General features: G+C 67.0%; 15 protein-coding genes. 10 read left to right on the top strand and 5 right to left on the bottom strand.

Features of this window, described 5'->3' with window-relative positions; translation table 11 throughout:
* The 3 genes from ACKAE7_RS05080 to ACKAE7_RS05070 all read left to right on the top strand — a co-directional run.
* The coding region (locus tag ACKAE7_RS05080) for an SGNH hydrolase domain-containing protein (RefSeq protein WP_408978639.1) at positions 1–823 on the top strand (823 nt) is incomplete at its 5' end.
* Between the two features lie 230 nt (positions 824–1,053).
* Positions 1,054–2,565, top strand: coding sequence for an IMP dehydrogenase (gene guaB / locus ACKAE7_RS05075; protein ID WP_066277678.1), 1,512 nt, complete (start codon positions 1,054–1,056; stop codon positions 2,563–2,565).
* A 17-nt stretch (positions 2,566–2,582) separates the two neighbouring features.
* On the top strand, positions 2,583–4,427 hold the full coding sequence (locus ACKAE7_RS05070) for an ABC transporter ATP-binding protein (protein ID WP_408978638.1): 1,845 nt from the start codon (positions 2,583–2,585) through the stop codon (positions 4,425–4,427).
* Here ACKAE7_RS05070 and ACKAE7_RS05065 read toward each other — a convergent pair.
* The 4 genes from ACKAE7_RS05065 to ACKAE7_RS05050 all read right to left on the bottom strand — a co-directional run bounded on the left by ACKAE7_RS05065 (position 4,424) and on the right by ACKAE7_RS05050 (position 7,339).
* Complete coding sequence (locus ACKAE7_RS05065) at positions 4,424–5,029, bottom strand: hypothetical protein (protein ID WP_408978637.1); 606 nt, start codon at positions 5,027–5,029, stop codon at positions 4,424–4,426. The genes ACKAE7_RS05070 and ACKAE7_RS05065 overlap by 4 nt on opposite strands.
* 78 nt (positions 5,030–5,107) lie before the next feature.
* Positions 5,108–5,755 (bottom strand): hypothetical protein, encoded by a 648-nt coding sequence (locus tag ACKAE7_RS05060; protein ID WP_188809668.1) that lies wholly within the window; start codon positions 5,753–5,755, stop codon positions 5,108–5,110.
* Positions 5,752–6,384: a hypothetical protein gene (locus ACKAE7_RS05055; RefSeq protein WP_408978636.1), complete on the bottom strand. Its 633-nt coding sequence runs from the start codon at positions 6,382–6,384 to the stop codon at positions 5,752–5,754. Before ACKAE7_RS05055 ends, ACKAE7_RS05060 begins: the two co-directional genes overlap by 4 nt.
* Before the next feature lie 52 nt (positions 6,385–6,436).
* Positions 6,437–7,339 (bottom strand): hypothetical protein, encoded by a 903-nt coding sequence (locus ACKAE7_RS05050; protein ID WP_408978635.1) that lies wholly within the window; start codon positions 7,337–7,339, stop codon positions 6,437–6,439.
* A 172-nt stretch (positions 7,340–7,511) separates the two neighbouring features.
* Here ACKAE7_RS05050 and ACKAE7_RS05045 point away from each other — a divergent pair, with 172 nt between their 5' ends.
* The 7 genes from ACKAE7_RS05045 to ACKAE7_RS05015 all read left to right on the top strand — a co-directional run bounded on the left by ACKAE7_RS05045 (position 7,512) and on the right by ACKAE7_RS05015 (position 18,521).
* Positions 7,512–8,648: a GuaB3 family IMP dehydrogenase-related protein gene (locus ACKAE7_RS05045; protein WP_188809671.1), complete on the top strand. Its 1,137-nt coding sequence runs from the start codon at positions 7,512–7,514 to the stop codon at positions 8,646–8,648.
* A 120-nt stretch (positions 8,649–8,768) separates the two neighbouring features.
* Positions 8,769–10,508, top strand: a complete 1,740-nt coding sequence (locus ACKAE7_RS05040; protein WP_190609803.1) for a glycerol-3-phosphate dehydrogenase/oxidase — start codon at positions 8,769–8,771, stop codon at positions 10,506–10,508.
* Positions 10,509–10,549: 41 nt separating this feature from the next.
* Positions 10,550–11,038 (top strand): PTS sugar transporter subunit IIA, encoded by a 489-nt coding sequence (locus ACKAE7_RS05035; RefSeq protein ID WP_188727548.1) that lies wholly within the window; start codon positions 10,550–10,552, stop codon positions 11,036–11,038.
* Between the two features lie 92 nt (positions 11,039–11,130).
* Entirely contained in the window at positions 11,131–11,967 is an 837-nt protein-coding gene (locus tag ACKAE7_RS05030) for an SURF1 family protein (protein ID WP_408978634.1), read from the top strand.
* Complete coding sequence (locus ACKAE7_RS05025; RefSeq protein WP_188809674.1) at positions 11,964–12,494, top strand: DUF3817 domain-containing protein; 531 nt, start codon at positions 11,964–11,966, stop codon at positions 12,492–12,494. The genes ACKAE7_RS05030 and ACKAE7_RS05025 overlap by 4 nt, the downstream gene beginning before the upstream one ends.
* Positions 12,495–12,592: 98 nt before the next feature.
* A complete protein-coding gene (gene guaA / locus ACKAE7_RS05020; protein ID WP_188809675.1) occupies positions 12,593–14,182 on the top strand; it encodes a glutamine-hydrolyzing GMP synthase in 1,590 nt (529 codons plus the stop codon).
* A gap of 130 nt (positions 14,183–14,312) precedes the next feature.
* Positions 14,313–18,521, top strand: coding sequence for an AAA family ATPase (locus ACKAE7_RS05015; RefSeq protein WP_408978633.1), 4,209 nt, complete (start codon positions 14,313–14,315; stop codon positions 18,519–18,521).
* A gap of 5 nt (positions 18,522–18,526) precedes the next feature.
* Here ACKAE7_RS05015 and ACKAE7_RS05010 read toward each other — a convergent pair whose 3' ends face one another.
* The gene (locus tag ACKAE7_RS05010; RefSeq protein ID WP_190609810.1) at positions 18,527–19,291 is read right to left on the bottom strand and encodes an RcpC/CpaB family pilus assembly protein; all 765 of its coding nucleotides are present in this window, start codon (positions 19,289–19,291) and stop codon (positions 18,527–18,529) included.
* Positions 19,292–19,362: the final 71 nt, after the last annotated feature.

The following is a 19,362-nucleotide window of genomic DNA, read 5'->3' as shown; positions in this document are numbered from 1 at the left end:
GGAGCTCACGCCGGGGGCCGCCGCGCTCAACCCGGAGAGCGCCGCCGTCCCCGCCCCGGAGGCCAGGATCATCCCCGGCCCCTCGGCGCTGGACAACGACTGGGCCGGAATCCACGCCCCCTGCACCGGGGCCAACGCCACCAGCAACCCCATCCTCGAAGGATGCCGGCAGGAAGTTCCGGACGGTGAGGTAACCAAGCGCATCGTGGTCCTGGGCGACTCCCACTCCCAGCAGTACCTGGGGGCACTGGCGCCGATTGCCGCCGCGCGGGGCTGGGAACTGGTGACGCTGCTGATGCCGGCGTGCCGCTTCGGGGCGGAGTCCCTGGAACGGAATGCGGAGTGCAACGCCTACAACCAGGCCAGCGCCGCCTACGTCCTGGAACATCAGCCGGACGCAGTGTTCACCGTGGCATCGCTGACGCATGAGGAAGCCCCTTTCGAGACCGAGGTCCCGGGTTACCTGGAGGGGGTCCGGCCGTTCGCGGAGGCCGGGATCGAGATCATCGGCATCCGGGACAACCCGCGCTTTACGTTCAACATGCCTGAGTGCATCCAGCGCAACGGCCCGGACGCACCGGAGTGCAGTGTGTCCCTTGAGGAATCCCTGGTGGAACCCTCCCCGCTGGAAAGCTACCGGGGAAAACTGGACGGACTGCACCTGATGGATCTCAGCGACTTCATCTGCGCGCGGGGCATCTGTCCCGGTGTGGTGGGCAACGTCTACGTCTACAAGGACGACAACCACCTCACGCGGACCTACGTGGAAAGCATGATCCCCATGTTCGAACAGCGGCTGCTGGCCGCCACCGGCTGGAGCTGACAGCTCCGCAGCTCTCACCGCCCGGTGGGCGTGCGGTTGCTCACATTCCACGCGTGGAATAGGGGGATCGGCGCTGAGGTTCTAATATTTACTCAATACTTTCCGGCCTCCGGGTCCCCGCCTGCCGCGGCGGTCCTGGAACATTTCCTGCACAGGCCAGTCCCGTAATGACGGGCTGGTCATCGGCTGCAACCCCTACCCGTCCAGCAACCAAGGTAAGAGGCGCACTCATGACCGAGCCCGAACACAACCCCTTTGGCTTCATTGGCCTGACCTACGACGACGTCCTGCTCCTGCCTGGACACACCGAGGTCATCCCGTCGGAGGCTGACACGTCCTCGCGGATTTCCAAGCGGATTTCGGTTCACACGCCGCTGCTGTCCGCGGCCATGGACACTGTCACCGAATCACGGATGGCCATTGCCATGGCACGCCAGGGCGGCCTGGGCGTCATCCACCGCAACCTGTCCATCCAGGACCAGGCGGACCAGGTGGACCGGGTAAAGCGCAGCGAGTCAGGGATGATTACCAACCCGCTGACCATCGGCCCGCAGGCCACGCTTGCTGAGCTGGATGAGATCTGCTCGCAGTACCGCGTCTCCGGCCTGCCGGTGGTCGACGAGGACATGCGCCTGCTCGGCATCGTCACCAACCGCGACACCCGCTTTGTCCCCGAGTCCGACTTCCCGCTGCGGCTGGTCAGCGACGTCATGACCAAAATGCCGCTCGTCACCGGACACGTGGGGATCAGCCGCGAGGAAGCCTCGCACAAGCTGGCCACCAACAAGATCGAGAAGCTCCCCCTGGTGGATGAGCAGGGCCGGCTCAAGGGCCTGATCACCACCAAGGACTTCACCAAGGCCGAGCAGTACCCGCTGGCCACCAAGGACGACGAAGGCCGGCTCCGCGTGGGTGCAGCCATCGGCTTCTTCGGGGACGGCTGGGAGCGCGCCATGGCACTGGTGGACGCCGGCGTCGATGCGCTGTTCGTGGACACCGCCAACGGCCACTCGCAGGGCGTGCTGGACATGATCCGCCGCCTCAAGTCCGATCCCGTGGCGGCGCACGTGGACGTCATCGGCGGCCAGGCAGCAACCCGGGAAGGCGCCCAGGCCCTGATCGACGCCGGCGCCGACGGCATCAAGGTGGGCGTGGGACCGGGCTCCATCTGCACCACCCGCGTGGTGGCCGGTGTGGGCGTCCCGCAGATCACTGCCATCTATGAATCCGCCAAGGCAGCCATTCCCGCCGGCGTGCCGCTCATTGCCGACGGCGGCCTGCAGTACTCCGGCGACATCGGCAAGGCCCTCGTGGCCGGTGCCGACACCGTGATGCTTGGCTCCCTGCTGGCCGGCTGCGACGAATCGCCGGGCGAGCTGATCTTCGTCAACGGCAAGCAGTTCAAGTCCTACCGTGGGATGGGCTCCCTGGGCGCCATGCAGTCCCGCGGCAAGAACACGTCCTACTCGAAGGACCGGTACTTCCAGGCCGACGTCTCCGGCGATGACAAGCTCATTCCCGAAGGCATCGAGGGACGTGTGGCCTACCGCGGTCCGCTGTCCTCGGTGGCCTACCAGCTGGTGGGCGGCCTGCGCCAGACCATGTTCTACACCGGCGCGCCCACCGTGGCCGAGCTGAAGGCCCGCGGCAAGTTCGTCCGGATCACCCCGGCCGGCCTGAAGGAATCGCACCCGCACGATATCCAGATGACCGTCGAAGCGCCGAACTACGGTTCCCGCTGACAACGCCTCCTGAACGGGTGAACACCCCTGCGAAGGGCCAGCCGCCACGGCGGCTGGCCCTTCGTCCGTATGCCCGGGCCGTAGCCCAGGTGCTGAGGGTCAGTTTCCGGGCCTCGCCGGGCGCCGTGGTCATGAAGGTGCTCGGCTCGCTGATCTCGGCCGTGCTTCCGCTGGTCACCACCTACTTCGCCGCCCTGACCACCACGGCGCTGGCCGCCGCCTATGCCGGTGACGCCGACGCCGGCCAGCGGGCGATCGTCTACGTCATCATCACCGCCGCCCTGGGGCTCTTCTGGGGCGCGTTCAGCAGCGTGGACCGCTACATCCAGCAGCTGATGAGCTTCAAGGTGGGGGCCATCGTGGGGGACCAGATGTACGAGCGGTTCCTGGCCCTGGAATTCTGGCGGTACGACGACAAAGAAACCGTAGACCTTTACGACCGCGCGAAGCGGTTCTCCGACTCCTACGCCCGCGTCCTGGACCGCATCGCCGCCATCTTCACCCAGCTCGTGTCGGTGATCCTCGCCGTCGGGGCGCTGCTGCTGGTGAGCTGGTGGATTGCCGTGATCGTCCTGGTGGCCATCGTCCCCAGCGTCTACCTCCAGTTCAAACTTTCGCGGGAGCAGATCGCCCACTGGAACACCCAGGTGGACTCACGCCGCCAGCGCCGCATGATCGAGACCAACCTCCTCCGGCCGCAGCACATCGCCGAGATGCGGCTGTACGGGATCGTGGGCTACCTGATGGAATTCAGGTCCCGGCTGCGGGACGCGGACGAGCGCCGGCGGCTGGACTTCCAGAAGCGGTACATCCCCAAGCAGCTCGCCGCCGATGCGCTCCAATACGGCGCTGAAGTGGTGTCCCTGGTCTGGGTGGTGGGGCAGATCATCGCCCGCGCGCAGCCCGTGGGCCAGTTCCTCTACGTGCAGCAGATCGTCAGCCGGGCGCTGTCCACGGCGAACAACCTGGTGTCCTCCCTCAGCTCCATCGACGAGGACCTGGCCAACCTCAAGGACTACGAGCTCTTCATGGCCATGCCCGTGCATTCGGAGCACGCCCCGCCGCTGCTGCAGGCACCGAAGACCGTGGAGCTGAAGGGCATCCGCTTCACCTACACGGGCAGCGACATCGAGGTGATCCGCGGGATCAGCCTGACCATCCGAGAGGGCCAGCACATCGCCATCGTGGGGGAGAACGGCGCCGGAAAGTCCACGCTGATCAGGATCCTGGCAGGGCTCTACCGCCCGGATTCCGGGCAGGTGCTGCTGGACGACGTGGACCTCGCCGCCGTCGACGTCACCTCGTGGCACCGGCACCTCGCGGTGCTGAGCCAGGAATTCCTCAAGTACGAGTTCGCCACGGCCGCGGAAAACATCTACTTCGGGGACGTCGACTCGCCCCGCGACGACGCCCGCATCCGCAAGGCTGCCGCGGACGCGGAGGCGCTGGACTTCATCAACAAACTGCCCAACGGCCTGGACAACCACGTCAGCAACTGGATGGAGGACCCGCGCGGGCGTAAGGGCAGCGGACTCTCGGGCGGGCAGTGGCAGCGACTGGCCATGGCCCGGAACTTCTACCGGGACGCCTCGTTCATGGTGATGGACGAGCCAACCTCGGCCATCGACGCCCTGGCCGAGCACCGGATCTTCAGCCGCCTCTTCGCAGACCGCAGCAGCACCATCATCGCCATCAGCCACCGGCTCGCCACCATCGAGAAGGCGGACACCGTGTTCATGCTGGAGGACGGCAGGATCGTTGAGCAGGGGACGCACAAGGAACTCGTCGCGCTTCGCGGCCGCTACTTCAGGATGTTCGAATCCCAGCTCACAGGAGCAAGCCCGGAAACAGGCGGAGTCTAAAACTCCGCCACCGTTGTGCGGACCCGCGCAATGCCCGGACGCGGCGGGACGCTGCTGAACCCGAACGTCACGGCGGGGCGGACCGGCGCCAGCGCGCCGGCGTCAACGCCGTTCCAGCTCACGACGGCGGCTGTGATGGTGTGCAGGTCGCTCACCCCGTAATACTCCCGCCGGCCGCTGCCCGCGGTGCCGGAGGTCCGGGAGCCGTTGCTGAGGATCCCGGCGACAGGACTGATGGCGTGCAGCCAGCCGGGGTGCACGGCAAGGCGCCGGGGGACTGCCCGCAGCACCCTGCCCAGGAGGGCCCGCCCGCCCAGGCGTGCGCTGATCGCCAGGGGACCGGCGTCGACCTCCAGCGTCCCTTGGCCAAGCTGCGCCGACAGATCAACCTCCGTGACGTCGTCGAACGTGTACGTGGCGGCGATGAAGTCCGCCACGTCCGGGCCGGGGGCCAGGAGCTGCCGGTGGCCGGAGGGCTGCTGGACCATGACGTCGGCAAAGGGCCCGAAGGGCGACTCCTGCCAGATGCCCACCACGGCGCGAAGGCCTGAGGCCGTGCCTATGCCGGCAATGTGGCCGTCGAATACCCACCGTGAACCCATAAGGCAACTGTAGCCAACCGGGCTCCGGCCGGTGCCTGCAGGCCGGGGTGGCGGAATTGCAGCCCGCCCCCCGGGCGCTCAGAGTGGGCCGTAGCCTGCGTTGCCGTGGGGATCGCGCCAGACGGCCAGGTCCTGTTCCACAGCGCTGCGGAGTTCCGGGTTCGCCTGGACCCGCTGCCGGAACGACTGCCGGGAGCGGCCCATCACTGCCGACGGGACCACAATGCAGGCCACCAGGAGAGCCAGGAGGAGCACGAAGGACCCCACCAGTGTTGCGGCCGTGCCGTCGTCTTTTGCGAGGGCAGAGGGCAGGTACAGGGACAGGATGCCGCCCAGGGCAACCGCCAGTACCGACACCATGGTGATGCCGCCACGGGCGGAGCCCGGGCCGCGGCTGATCAGAATCCGGCTGGTATTGGGCAGCCGGGCACGGACCCGCTTCCACGAGGAGATTCCCAGCAGCATCAGGACGGCCCCCAGAGGGGCGAGGACCAGCACGGCGGCCGGATTTCCTGACATGGCCGAAAAGAACGCCCCTGCCAGGGCGAGGACGGGTCCGCCGGCGATCGCGCTGCTCCAGCCGGCCGCCAGGGTTCCTTGAGTATCGGCCAGCTGCCGCAGCCGGGACGGAGCGTTCGGCGGGCTGACCCTGGCCAGTTCAGGGGAGAGCCAGTGGTCCAGGGAATGCGCAGGCGCGCCGGCGGGGAAAGGAATGTGATGAGTCATGCCGGCAGCAGGCCCAGTCCCTGGCGCAGCCGGTCTTCGAGGTCTTCCGGCCGCAGCGCTGCAGGGGCGGGCTGTGCGTCGTCGCCGGTGACAATCTCCAGGGACCCGTCCGGCGCCACCTTGATATGGACGGAGTGGAAGGTGCCGTCGGGAAGATGCCGGCGGACCGTCCCTGCCGCCGGGCGTCCGTCCGGTGCGGTTCCGAGGTAGAAGGTGACCATCTCGACGGCGGTGGTGAACATGCCGTCGGCATCGGTCAGGGGACGCAGCTCGTGGACGCCGTATTTGCTGAGGCTGAGGACCAACGCGCCGGTGCCTGAGCCGAACAGGAAGTAGACGTGTTCGGCTTTGGGAGTGACCAGGGCGACCTCCAGCCAGGCATCCGAGTCCGCCAGGACACCTGCAACGCCGGTGGCAGGCCCGGCCGGCACGAGGCTCTTCCCCTCGACCGTCATGAGCCCGCGTTCCAGGAGGGTGGCCACACCTGCCTGCTCGAGGGGGGCGCCGGCGGCGTGGTCCAGCCGGAACAAACTCTGGCATTTGAGCGCCCCCGTGGTTCCCGCCAGGGCGATCAGGGCAATGAGTTCGTGTTCGGTGATGAGCAGTGGTGCGTCTTCTTGAATGGTCACGGCAGCCTTTGGGTCGACAGGTCTCAGGAATGATTCTAGGGAAGCCGGGGTGTCAGGTGAGCCAGCCCCAGACCTTCTTGGCGCCGTCGGCTACGGCATCCACGGTCTTTTGAGCGCTGTCGGCCACGGCGTCGGCGGTTTTCATGGCCGCATCTGCGACCATTTCGGAGGCCGAACCATAACCGAGGTTCGAGGCCAGCAGGCCCATTCCGCCCCAGGCAATCCCGGCTACTGCAAAAAACGGGCCGGCTCCGGGGATGAAGCTTCCGGCCGCAAGGACGGCGGAGACGCCGCCGTCGATCGCCATCCCGGTATTGCCTGTGTGGACGCCATGGGCGATTTGCAATCCGCCGGTGATGATTCCCAGGCCGCCGGACAGGCGTCCCAGCATGGACGTGCCGTTGAGGAGCTGTGTTCCGCGTACATACCCAACCCCCGGAACCTGGGCGTACTGCGCGCTCAGCCAGGGCCATTTTGTGAGCTTTGTGAGGAGCCCGCCATTGGCCATGGTGGCCAGGAGGTTATCCGTGTAAAGACCTGCCCCGGTCACTGCGGCATTGGCGCCCCACCAGCCGGGGCTGCCGGCAACGGCAAGGACAGCGTCGAGCGGGCCGGGCGCGGTGTCACCCGGTCCTCCAGGCGCTGTGGGGGTGGCCGGCCCCCCGGAGCCCGGGCCTGCGCCGCTGGTGGTGCTGGCTGTTTCCTGCTCGTCAGCCTGCGTGAGGAGCAACTTTGAGGCGTCGAGCAGTGACTGCGAAGACTGCTTCATCATGGGGCGCCACGTGTCGCTCCATTCGCGGCGGAAGCGACCGCCGTCGTTGCCCCTCCAGTCAATGCCCGCTACCAGGCTCGTAATTTGGCGCTCGGTTTCCATCAGGCGCAACCCCGAACGGTCCATGGATTTGGACAAGGACCGCAACTGCTCAATGTCGGCACCGTAGAGGCCAGGGGCCATGGTTGGTTCTCCTTGGAAATGGGCACGGGAGCGTTCACCGAAGCCCCCGGGCCCTAGGCTACGGACTTCTTCGGTTCCCCGCCATGGGCACCGCTGCCCATCCCGGCCGGTGCCTAGCCCCTCACGGCCGTCCCAGACAAGGACAACACGGCCGCTGGGATAACCTAGAGCAGTGACTTACGAGATCGAGATCGGCCGTGGCAAGCGTGGGCGTCGTGCCTACTCCCTGGATGACATAGCAATCGTCCCTAACCGTCGTACCCGCGACCCCAAGGACGTCTCCGTCTCCTGGCAGATTGACGCCTACAAGTTCGACATGCCCGTCATTGCGGCGCCCATGGACTCGGCCATGTCCCCGCAGACTGCCATTGCACTGGGCAGGCTCGGCGGCCTCGGCGTCCTGGACCTTGAAGGCCTGTGGACCCGGTACGAGGACCCGCAGCCCATCCTGGACGAGATCGGCGCGCTGGAGGATGAAACCAACAGCCCGGCTGTGACCGGCCGGATGCAGGAGCTGTACAAGGCGCCCATCCAGCCTGAGCTGATCACGTCCCGCCTGGCGGAGATCCGCGAGGCCGGCGTGACGGTGGCGGGATCCCTGACCCCGCAGCGCACCCAGGAGCACTACAAGACCGTGGTGGCCGCCGGCGTTGACATTTTTGTCATCCGTGGCACCACCGTGTCCGCCGAGCATGTCTCCAAGGACGACGAACCCCTGAACCTCAAGCAGTTCATCTACGAGCTGGATGTTCCCGTGATCGTGGGCGGTGCGGCCGGCTACACGCCCGCGCTGCACCTCATGCGCACCGGTGCCGCCGGTGTGCTGGTGGGCTTCGGCGGGGGCGCCACCACCACCACCCGCCGGGCGCTGGGCATCCATTCGCCCATGGCATCCGCCATTTCCGACGTCGCCGCCGCCCGCCGCGACTACATGGACGAGTCCGGCGGCCGTTACGTCCATGTCATTGCCGACGGCGGCATGGGCTCCTCGGGAGACATCGTCAAGGCGATTGCCATGGGAGCCGACGCCGTGATGCTGGGCAGCGCCCTGGCGCGGGCCGAAGAGGCGCCGGGCAAGGGATGGCACTGGGGCCAGGAAGCCCACCACCTCGAACTTCCCCGTGGCGACCGCGCCAACGTGGGCACCGTGGGACCGCTGGAGGAAGTGCTCTTCGGGCCCGGCCACCACACCAACGGAACCTCCAACCTCATTGGCGCCCTGCGCCGCTCCATGGCGACCACCGGCTACTCGGACCTGAAGGAATTCCAGCGGGTCGACGTCGTGGTTTCCCCGTACTCCGGAAACTGACGCTCTCCCCTTGGAACCAGGAGGGCTGCGGCGGCATCCAGCCGCTGCCCTCCTGCCCAAGCGTGCCGCAAGCAAGTAGGGTGGTTTTACTACCGGCACTTGAGGCACTGGAGGCGTTCAATGAAGAATTTTCCTGTTAACGGCGGGGCCCTTGGCCCGGAAGCCAGGGAAGCATCCATCCAACGGCTGCGCGCCACGGCGGACCCCGGCCAGGAACTGGACATCCTCATCGTCGGCGGCGGCATCGTTGGCACCGGGGCAGCACTGGACGCCGTCACCCGCGGCCTCAGCGTCGGCATCGTTGAAGCGAACGACTGGGCTGCCGGTACGTCCTCCCGGTCATCGAAACTCATCCACGGCGGCCTCCGCTACCTGGAGATGCTCGATTTCGGCCTCGTAAAGGAAGCGCTGCAGGAGCGGGGACTGCTGCTCTCCGAACTGGCGCCGCACCTGGCCCGGCCCGTGCCCTTCCTGTATCCGCTGACCAAGCCCTTCCTCGAACGGCCCTACGTCGGCGCCGGAATCGCGCTCTACGACGTCCTGTCGGTGTCCGGCGGCCACAGCCGGGGAGTGCCGTTCCACAAGCACCTCAGCAAACGGGGCACCCTGCGTGCTGCCCCCAGCCTCAAGAACGACGCCTTCGTGGGCTCCATCCGCTACTACGACGGCCAGGTGGATGACGCGAAGTACTGCGCCAACCTGGTCCGGACCGCCGCCTACTATGGCGCCCATGCCGTCAACCAGATGAAGGTGGTGGATTTCCTCCGCGAAGGCGAACGGGTGGTGGGCGCAAAGGTCGTCAACCATGAGGACGGGACCGAGTTCAACATCCGCGCCAAGCAGGTCATCAACGCCACCGGGGTGTGGACGGACGAAACCCAGGCCATGGTGACCGACCGCGGCCAGTTGAAGGTCCGTGCCTCCAAGGGCATCCACCTGGTGGTACCGCGGGACCGTTTCCAGTCCACTGTCGGCCTGATCCTGCGCACCGAAAAGTCCGTGCTGTTCGTCATTCCATGGGGCCGGCACTGGATCATCGGCACCACGGACACCGACTGGAACCTGGACAAAGCCCATCCGGCTGCCTCCAGCAAGGACATCGACTACATCCTGGACCACGTCAACAAGGTCCTTAAGCGGCCGCTGACCCGCGAAGATGTTGAGGGCGTCTACGCCGGCCTGCGCCCGCTGCTCGCCGGGGAAAACGACTCCACTGCCAAGCTGTCCCGTGAACACGTGGTGGCCCATCCCGTTCCCGGCCTGGTGGTGGTGGCCGGCGGAAAGTGGACCACCTACCGGGTCATGGCCAAGGACGCGGTGGACGAGGCCACCCGCACCATGGACGAGCGGGTCCCGCCCAGCTGCACGGAAACCATTCCGCTGCTGGGCGCCAGCGGTTTCAGGGCAGCCTGGAACCGCCGCAACCGGACCGCCGAGGAGTCCGGCGTGCATGTTGCGCGGGTTGAGCACTTGCTGAACCGCTATGGATCCATGACCTTCGAGGTCCTGTCCATCATCGAGGAGAATCCGGCCCTCGCGGAGCCCCTTCCGGGCGCCGACGACTACCTCCAGGCCGAGGCCGTCTACGCCGCAACCCATGAGGGCGCCCGCCACGTCCATGATGTGCTGACCCGAAGGACACGGATTTCCATCGAAGCCTGGGACCGCGGAGTGTCCGCTGTTCCTGTTGTCGCTAAACTAATGGGTGACGTCCTTGGCTGGAGTGACGCCCAGCGTGAAAACGAAGTGCGGCACTACATTGCACGGGTGGAGGCCGAACGCCTCAGCCAACAACAGCCGGACGACGAATCCGCAGACGCCGCCCGCCTGGGCGTGGAAGACATCGTGCCCCTGCGCTGAGGGATTCACGGCACCAGCAACGCTGACTGAAGGGATACGCCTTGGCGGAACCACTTGACCGGTACGATGCCGAGCTCACCACGCCCGATATGGTGATTTTGGAATTGGAGGCTAAGGACAAGGTCGACGCCGCTACCCAGCTCGCCAAGCGGCTGCATGCCGCCGGGCGTATCTCGGACCTGGACGGGTTCCTCAAGCATGTGAACGCCCGGGAACACCAGCTGGCTACGGGACTGCCGGGCGGCATCGGCCTGCCGCACGCCCGCAGCGAGTTCGTCTCCCGCACCTCGATCGCGGTAGGAATCACCAAATACGGGCACGCCCTCGATTTCGGTGCCGCGGACGGTCCGGCAACGGTGATCCTGCTGATTGCCACCCCGGCGAGTTCGTTCTCCGACCACCTTGAGGTCCTGGCAACGCTGGCCCGGTCCCTCTCCAAGGAATCGTTCCGGGAGTCGCTGCGCCGGGCCTACGATCCCGACATGATCGCCGAACTCATCAACTCGAGCCTGGTGTTCTTCGATCACTGACCCGACTGCGGCACCGGTCCGGCGAGGAGCCAGGACCCCGGCCCTGGCCTCGCGTTTAGTTGTTCTACAGCGCTACGAAGTACGGTTAAGACGTGTGGAAAACAGCCCTTAAGCCCCGATGGATCGCCGGTTTTGTCTTCGCGATCGCTGTTTCCGGGGTCTTCGTGTTCCTGAGCCAGTGGCAGTTCGGGCGCTCCACCCAGCCTGAAGTGCCCACGAACCCGGCCACCGAGCAGGTCCAGCCGCTAACGGACACCCTCCAGCCGGGCGAGTTCTTCCACGGAACCGACGCGGACCAGATGGTCTCGGCGCAGGGATCCTATGACCCCGCAAAACAGCTCCTGGTACCGGGGCGGCTGCATGACGGCAAGACAGGCTACTGGGTGGTGTCCGCGTTCGCCGTCGACGGGGCACCGGCCCTGACCGGCGCCGCAGCCTCACCGCAGACCTGGATCCCGGTGGCCCGCGGCTGGGTGGCGGAACCCGGCGATGCCCCAGCACCGCCGTCGGGCACCCTTGAACTGATCGGGCGGCTGCTGCCGTCCGAGGCGCCCGTCCCGGGAACGGCACCCAATCCAGGTGAGGCGACGGCGGTGTCCGTGGCAGAGCTGATCAACTACTGGGAGGTCAGCAGCTACCCCGGATTCGTGGCCGCCACCGCCGAAGTAGCCGACGGCGTGGACCTCAGCGCCGCCGCGGTGCCGGGCGAACTCCTTCCCCTGGACATCGGCCCGCAGCCGCCCGCCCAGCAGATCAACTGGCTCAACCTCTTCTACTCGCTCGAGTGGGTGGTCTTCGCCGGCTTCGCCCTCTTCATCTGGTGGCGGCTCGTGAAGGACGACTACCACCGCGACCTTGAGGAAAGCCTCGAGGACAGCGATGAAGACAACCAGCACCCAGAACACAACGAGCAAAAGGTACAGCCATGATTGACCCTAAACCGGCAAACCCAGCAGCCGCCGCAGGCACTGACGCAGGCATAAATGCAGGCCCTAAAGCGGGCGGCAAGAAGCGCCGTTTTGGCGGAACCGAGGCCCAGATCCGCTCGGCCCTGAAGTTCTACAAGGTGCTGGCCTACCTCACCGGTGGCATGCTGCTGCTGCTGTGCGCCGAACTGGTTGCCCGCTACGGGTTCGGGCAGTACCTCTTCGCCGGGGGAACCAATGCCGTCACTGGCCAGCCCTTCGGGTTCGGCTTCGCAGATGCCGAACCTCCGGGAGTCCTGGGCGGCGTCAACCTGTCCGTAGCTGTCCTGATTGTTCACGGCTGGATGTACGTGGTGTACCTGATGTCCAACTTCCGGCTCTGGGCGCTGATGCGCTGGCCGTTCCTCAAGCTGATCCTGCTGGCCCTCGGCGGCGTGGTCCCTTTCCTCTCCTTCATCGTTGAAAAGAAGTTCCACGCCGAGGTGGAAGCCGAGCTCGCGGCGAACCCCCAGGCACCCCAGCGCTACTGACCGGTTGTCAGGCGGGAATGCGGGCGCTGACAGTTCGCTCCGTCACAGCCCGGCTTCTCAAGATGCGCCGGTGCAACGGCGCCCAGTAGGCTAGTACGGTGACTACTCCCACTGCATCCCAGACTTCCCAGAAGCCGGTGCTGGTTGTTGACTACGGTGCCCAGTACGCGCAGCTTATTGCCCGCCGCGTCCGGGAAGCGAATGTGTATTCGGAAGTGGTTCCGCATACCTACACAACCGAGCAGCTCCTGGCCAAGAACCCCGCCGCCATCATCCTTTCGGGCGGCCCCTCGAGTGTCTACGCCGACGGCGCCCCCCGCGTCGGTGCCGACCTCTTCGAAGCCGGCGTCCCCGTCTTCGGCATCTGCTACGGCTTCCAGGCAATGGCCAACGCCCTCGGGGGCAAGGTGGACAGGACCGGGCTGCGGGAGTACGGCTCCACTGAAACCACCATCCTTGGCGAGGGCCGTTCCGTGCTGGAGGGCATGCCCCAGCACCAGAACACCTGGATGAGCCACGGCGATTCCGTCCACGAGGCGCCGGAGGGCTTCGAGGTCCTTGCGACGACGGCGGGCGCCGAAGTGGCTGCCTTCGCCAACGAGGAAAAAGGCCTGTTCGGAGTGCAGTGGCACCCCGAAGTGAAGCACTCCGCTTACGGTCAGCAGGTCCTGGAGAACTTCCTCTTCAAGGGCGCCAAGCTGGAACCCAACTGGACCACGGGCAACATCCTCGACGAGCAGGTGGAGCGGATCCGGAAGCAGGTCGGCGACGCCCGGGTCATCTGCGGCCTCTCCGGGGGAGTGGACTCCGCTGTCGCCGCCGCACTTGTCCAGCGCGCCGTCGGGGACCAGCTCACCTGTGTGTTCGTGGACCACGGCCTGCTGCGCGAGGGCGAAGCCGAACAGGTGGAGCGCGACTTCGTGGCGGCCACCGGCGTGAAGCTGTATGTCGCCAACGAACAGGAACGCTTCCTGTCCGCCCTGGCCGGCGTGAGCGATCCCGAAACCAAGCGCAAGATCATCGGCCGCGAATTCATCCGCGCCTTCGAAGAAGCTGAACTTGCCATCATCGCCGAGGCTGCAGCCCACGGTGAGAAGATCAAGTTCCTGGTCCAGGGCACCCTCTACCCGGACGTCGTCGAATCCGGGGGCGGCGAAGGTGCGGCGAACATCAAGAGCCACCACAACGTGGGCGGCCTTCCCGAGGACCTGCAGTTCGAACTCGTTGAACCCCTGCGTGCACTCTTCAAGGACGAGGTCCGCGCCGTCGGAGCCCAGCTTGGCCTGCCGCAGGAGATCGTTGGCCGCCAGCCCTTCCCCGGCCCCGGCCTCGGCATCCGCATCGTCGGCGAGGTCACCAAGGAACGGCTCGACCTGCTGCGCAAGGCCGACGCAATCGCCCGCGCCGAGCTCACCGCAGCCGGCCTGGACAGCGAAGTCTGGCAGATGCCGGTCGTCCTGCTGGCGGATGTCCGCAGCGTGGGCGTCATGGGTGACGGCCGCACCTACGGCCACCCGATCGTGCTCCGTCCGGTCTCCTCCGAGGACGCCATGACGGCGGACTGGTCACGGCTCCCGTACGAGCTGCTGGCCCGGATCTCCAATCGGATCACCAACGAGGTGGAGGGCGTGAACCGTGTGGTGCTGGACGTCACCAGCAAGCCGCCGGGAACCATCGAGTGGGAATAGCATCCTGAGTGGCCGGCTTCCGCCAAGGGAGCCGGCCACTGGTGTTCCCGGGGCAAAAACCTCCGCAAATTAGGCCCATCACGTGTTGCGGTCTCTCAGTCCCGCCGTCTTAGCGGCTACGCTCGAACGTATGCCGGTATGGTCCAGGACGTCACGTGCAAACGCAGAAAAGAAGGCAGAAGTGTCAGTTGGTCAAGGCCACCCGGAGGGCTCCGAGGAGCTCCGCAAATGGCTGTCCGGGCTCAAGCCCGTTACCGGGGCAGACACGATGCTGCGCTTCACCAAAACGCCTGAAGGCTCCATCGACCTGACGCACGCGCACCCGTCCGGCCTGGCCCAGCTGATGGCCGGGCGCAAGACGCGCCTCTCCACCCTGATCCGGGACCGGCAGCAGTACGTGGTGGCAGCCCGGGCTTCCCGGAACATCCGCTCGAAGATCTTCGAGCTGGCCAACGACCGCGGCATCGACGCCGGCTACCTCTCTGCCGGCACCGTTGTGTGGACGTCCGCCGTGGGCGGCAAACCGCAGCGCATCTCGGCGCCGGTCATGCTCACCGCCATTTCGCTGACCGTCCGGCCCGGGGAGGACGACTACGAACTCCAGCTGACGGAGCAGGCGCATATCAACCCCGCGCTGGTGCGGCACCTGAAGAACATCCACGGCATCGTCTTCGACGTCAACGCCGTCACCCGGCTGGCCTACAGCACTGCCCGTTTCGATCCGCAGCCCGTCCTGGACCGGCTGGGCACCCTGATCAGGCCCATCCATGGCGCCGAGGCCCAGCACAACCTGCTGGTCTCCACCTTCGCCGACCTCTCCGGCAACCTGGACGACCCCTGGATCAACGACTCCAACCCGCTTATTTCCGCCCTGGCCACTGCGGGCGGCGGCGAAATGGTGGACGTGGAGCAGCCGGACCCCTCCCGCTTCCCTTCCCTGGACACCAGGCACCCCAAGGACGAGCTGCTTCTGCTGGACGCGGACACCGACCAGCAGTACGTCATTGATGCTGCCCGTGCCGGCGACTCGCTGGTTGTCAGCAGCCCGCCGGGTACCGGCCAGACGCAGACTGCCATCAACACCATCGGTGCGCTGGTGGATGCCGGAAAGACTGTCCTGGTGGTCGGGGACCGCCGTGCCAGCCTCAACGAAGTGTCCGGCCAGCTGGAAGGCCTGGGCCTGGAGTCCATCCTGTTCCAGCTGTCAGGGAACGTCACCGCCCAGCAGCTCAAGGCCCAGCTGGTCCGTGCGATTGTCCGCAACGAAAAGTCGCTGGAACCCCAGCTCGGAAACCTCCACACCACGTTGACCGAGCACCGCCACGCCCTGATGGACCATGTGGCCTCGCTCCACAACGTCCGCCAGCGGTGGGGATGCTCGCCGTACCAGGCCATGCAGTCGCTGGCGGAGCTGACGTCAATCCACCCGGCGCCGGCCACCACGGTGCGGCTGAAGCGGAGCGTCCTGGACAACATCCGGGACCGTGAGGAGCTTGCCAGCCGGCTCAAGCGTGCGGCGGAGCTGGGCAGCTTCAGCAAGGCATCAACCGCCAGCCCGTGGCACGGCGCCCGGCTGCTGACGCGGAAGGAGACCGAGGAAGCCCAGGAGCTGGTCCGCTCCGTGGAGAAGAGCCTGCCCGTCCTCCGCGACCGCATGAAGGCAGTAGCCGAGCACGCGGAGATCCGGCTCGGTACCTCCTTCGCCGAGTGGGGCGAGCAGCTCGAGCTCCTGGTGGCGGTACGCGGAAGCCTGGACAAGTTCACCCCGGACATCTTCGACCGTCCGGTCACCGACCTCATTTCGGCTACCGCGCCCTCATCCTGGCGCAAGGAACGCGGCATCGACATGACGTCCATGCAGCGCTCAAGGCTGCGCAGGGTGGCGAAGGAGTACGTCAGGCCCGGAGTCCACATCGCCGACCTTCACACGTCGCTGCTCCTGGTCCAGGAGCAGCGGGCGCTGTGGGCAGGCTATGCCACCACGCAGCGGCATCCCGCCGTTCCGTCGGGGCTCGCCGAAATGAATGCGATGTACAGGTCCCTGGACAGCGACCTGTCCCGCCTGGGGGAGGCCCTTCGGCACACGGCGGCGGGCGGCTCGCTCGCCACGGTCCGGTACGAGGAGCTGATGGAGCGCCTTGAACGGCTGGTGGCGGACACCGACACCCTGAAGACACTTCCGGAGCGCACGCTTCTGGTGGAGAACATGCGTGAGCACGGCCTGGGCGAGCTCCTCGCCGACCTCGCGGAGCGGGAAGTTCCGGCCGGCTCGGTTGCCGCCGAGCTTGAACTCGCGTGGTGGCAGTCGGCGCTCGAGGCAATGATCAGCGGCGACGACTACCTGGCAATGTCCGACGGCGACGCCCTCCGCAGGCTGGAGGCCGAGTACCGCCTGGCTGACAACGCCCATATCGCCAGCGGTGCCGCGCGCCTTCGCTGGGACCTCGCAGAGCGCTGGCGCAGCGCCCTCGCCGCCCATCCCCGCCAGGCGGATCTCCTCCGGAGCCTGCTCAAGGACGGCCGGGTATCCCTGCCGTCGCTGACGGCCCAGGCACCGGAACTGATCGGCACGCTGGTCCCGGTCTGGTCCGTCAGCCCCTACCTGATGACAGGCCTGCTGCCGGCGGAACAGCGCTTCGACGCCGTCGTCATCCTGGACGCAGAAGCGACGTCCCTCCAGGCTGTGCTGCCGTCCGTGGCCCGGGCCAAACAAGTCATCGCGTTCGGTGATGCGCGGATCGCCAGCCCCCGGACTTTCACGGTGGGAGTGGAAAGGCTCGCACCCGGAGAATCAGCGCACCACCGCGTGGACAGTGCTTTCAGCGCACTGTCGCAGGTGCTTCCTGTGTGGCGGCTAAACTTCGTGTACCGTGCGGTGGACGAGGACCTTGTGCTGCAGCTCAGCAAGAATTTTTACGACGGCGGCCTGCGGCGGCTGCCGGAAGGCCAGTCCGCCACCGGGCTGGACCGTTCCCTCCTGGTTGAATACCTTCCGGACGGAACCGGGTTGCCGAGCGCCGACCACGAAGGCGTCGAATCCGTGGTGGCGGAAGTCAACCGCGTTGTCCAGTTGGTCTTCGAGCACGCAAGACTCCGCCCGCGTACGTCCCTGGCCGTGGTCACGGCGAGCCTCCGCCATGCGGCCAGGATCGGGGAGTCCATCCGGCTGCAGCTGCCCAACTACCCTGGCCTGGCGGGGTTCTTTGGCGCCGGTCCCGAGTCCTTCCGGGTGGTTGACCTGGAACGGGCGCAGGGACTGGTGCGCGATCACGTCATCTTCTCGCCCGGTTTTGGCCGCACCCCGCACGGCCGCGCCCTGCACAATTTCGGGCCGCTTTCCGCCGAGGGCGGCCGGGAGAAGTTTGCCTTGGCCATGACACGGGCACGCCGGTCCATGCACGTCCTCACCTGTTTCCGGCCCGAGGACCTGGACCACACCAGGCTGAGCCACGGAGCCGTGGACCTGTACTCGCTGCTGGACCGCGAAATTGCGGGAAATACTGATCTTGGAACTCCTGCATCACGGGCTGCGGCCAGCGAGCAGGCGCTGGGGGCGGATCCCCTGGTTGCCGACCTCGGGGACCGCCTGCGTGCCCGCGGCGCACGGGTGTGGCACCAGTATGACGGCGCCATCGACGTGGTTGCCGCCGCTGATCCCCTCAGCACCATGGGTCAGGAGCACGCGGACCTGCCGTGGCCGGTTGCGATTGAATCGGACGGCACGGAGCAGTACCGGACCATGAGCGTGCGGGAGCGCAGCCGGCTGCGCCCGCAGCTGCTGGAGCGCCTGGGATGGCGCTACATGCCGCTGTGGACCATCGAGGTGTTCACCGATCCCTCCGCCTGCGCCGACAGGATTGCCGGGTACTTGGGACTCGAGAAAATGGCCCTTTCCGGCCGTGCCGCCGCGTCCGTCGCCTTCCTCGACGACGACGTGGACCAGGCGCTCAACGGGATCGACGCCGAAAGCCAGGGCGAGCGGGAACGGCTGGCCATGGCTGATGCCAGCCAGGGCGACTCCGTGCCAGCCCGCGAAGGCCTGCCAACTGCGCAGAGCGACGATCCCGCACCGGCCGGAGACCAGGACAGCAAGGAGGCGGGCACCATGCCCCAGGACCACGAAGAAGACAACGCTCCGGACGCCGGGCAGCCCGCCGAAGCTGAAGCCGGGCAGGACCAGGACGGTACACCCGGCACCGGGCCCAACAGTTCTGCGATGCCTGCGGGGCCGGCCGTGCCCAACAAGGCCTCCGAGGACGACCCCCGTGCGTGGGGTGACCGGGAAGACGACGACCACGACGCCTGGCTGAAGGAGCAGAAACCGCCGCACTGGGGCTGAGGTCCTCACGGCCCCACCAGCACGAAGAACAGCTTGCCCTGGGTGGAGGCGCCTGCGAGCCGGGCTGCCTGTTCCGCGGTTGCGGCCACAACTATCAGGCCGTCTGTCTCGGCGGTACCCAGCCACTGTCCAGTCTGGCCACCGTGGCCTGAGGTCCACAGCACGGGCACGCCGGAGGCCAGGATCTGGGGCGGGTCCTGCTGGTCGAAGCCGTTGGCCGAGGTGAGGACCACGTTCACCAGCTGCCCCGGGGAGACAAGCTGGATGGACGACGGATCTGCCATCCGAAGGGGGACGGCAGCAGATCCCGGGGGAGTGCCGGCCAGGAGGCCTGGACCGACAAGCTGGGCATCCGTGAGCAGCTGCCCCTTGCGCAGGGGCGCCGCGAGCTGCTTGCCTGCCGCCTCACCAGGTTCCTTGAGGAATCCGCTGGCCATCATGCCGGGCGGAACCTGTGCAGCGGCGAGGTCTGCCTCCGATAGTGCGGCGCCGGCGGGGATATCCCTCGCGGCGGCCAGCGCCGTCACCGTGTAGACGGGGGCGGGGGTGAGCTGGTGCACCGTGATGGCGGCCGCGGCGCAGAGCAGCAGCGCCACAGCGAGGCGCCTGTTGCGGTTCAGCCAGCCCGCGAATCGCGCGGGAGGACGCCTGCCTGTAACGCGGCCGGAGCCGCGGACCCTGCCGGGGCGGCGCCGCACTCGTGGTTTCCGGAAGTGTCCGGGATGTGGCGCGCTTGAGGTGTTCGGGCTGGACTGGCGGTATGCAGGCATGTGCCTACGCTAGGGGCGGCGCAAAGAGATCTGGCAGTGCCCTTAGCGGTATGTGGACAACCTTGCCCAAC

It is taken from the genome of Pseudarthrobacter sp. NKDBFgelt (genome assembly GCF_046097905.1).
In the GTDB taxonomy this organism is placed as follows: domain Bacteria; phylum Actinomycetota; class Actinomycetes; order Actinomycetales; family Micrococcaceae; genus Arthrobacter; species Arthrobacter polychromogenes.
Note: the sequence above shows the minus strand (reverse complement) of the source record. Positions and strands in the feature narration are given on the sequence as shown.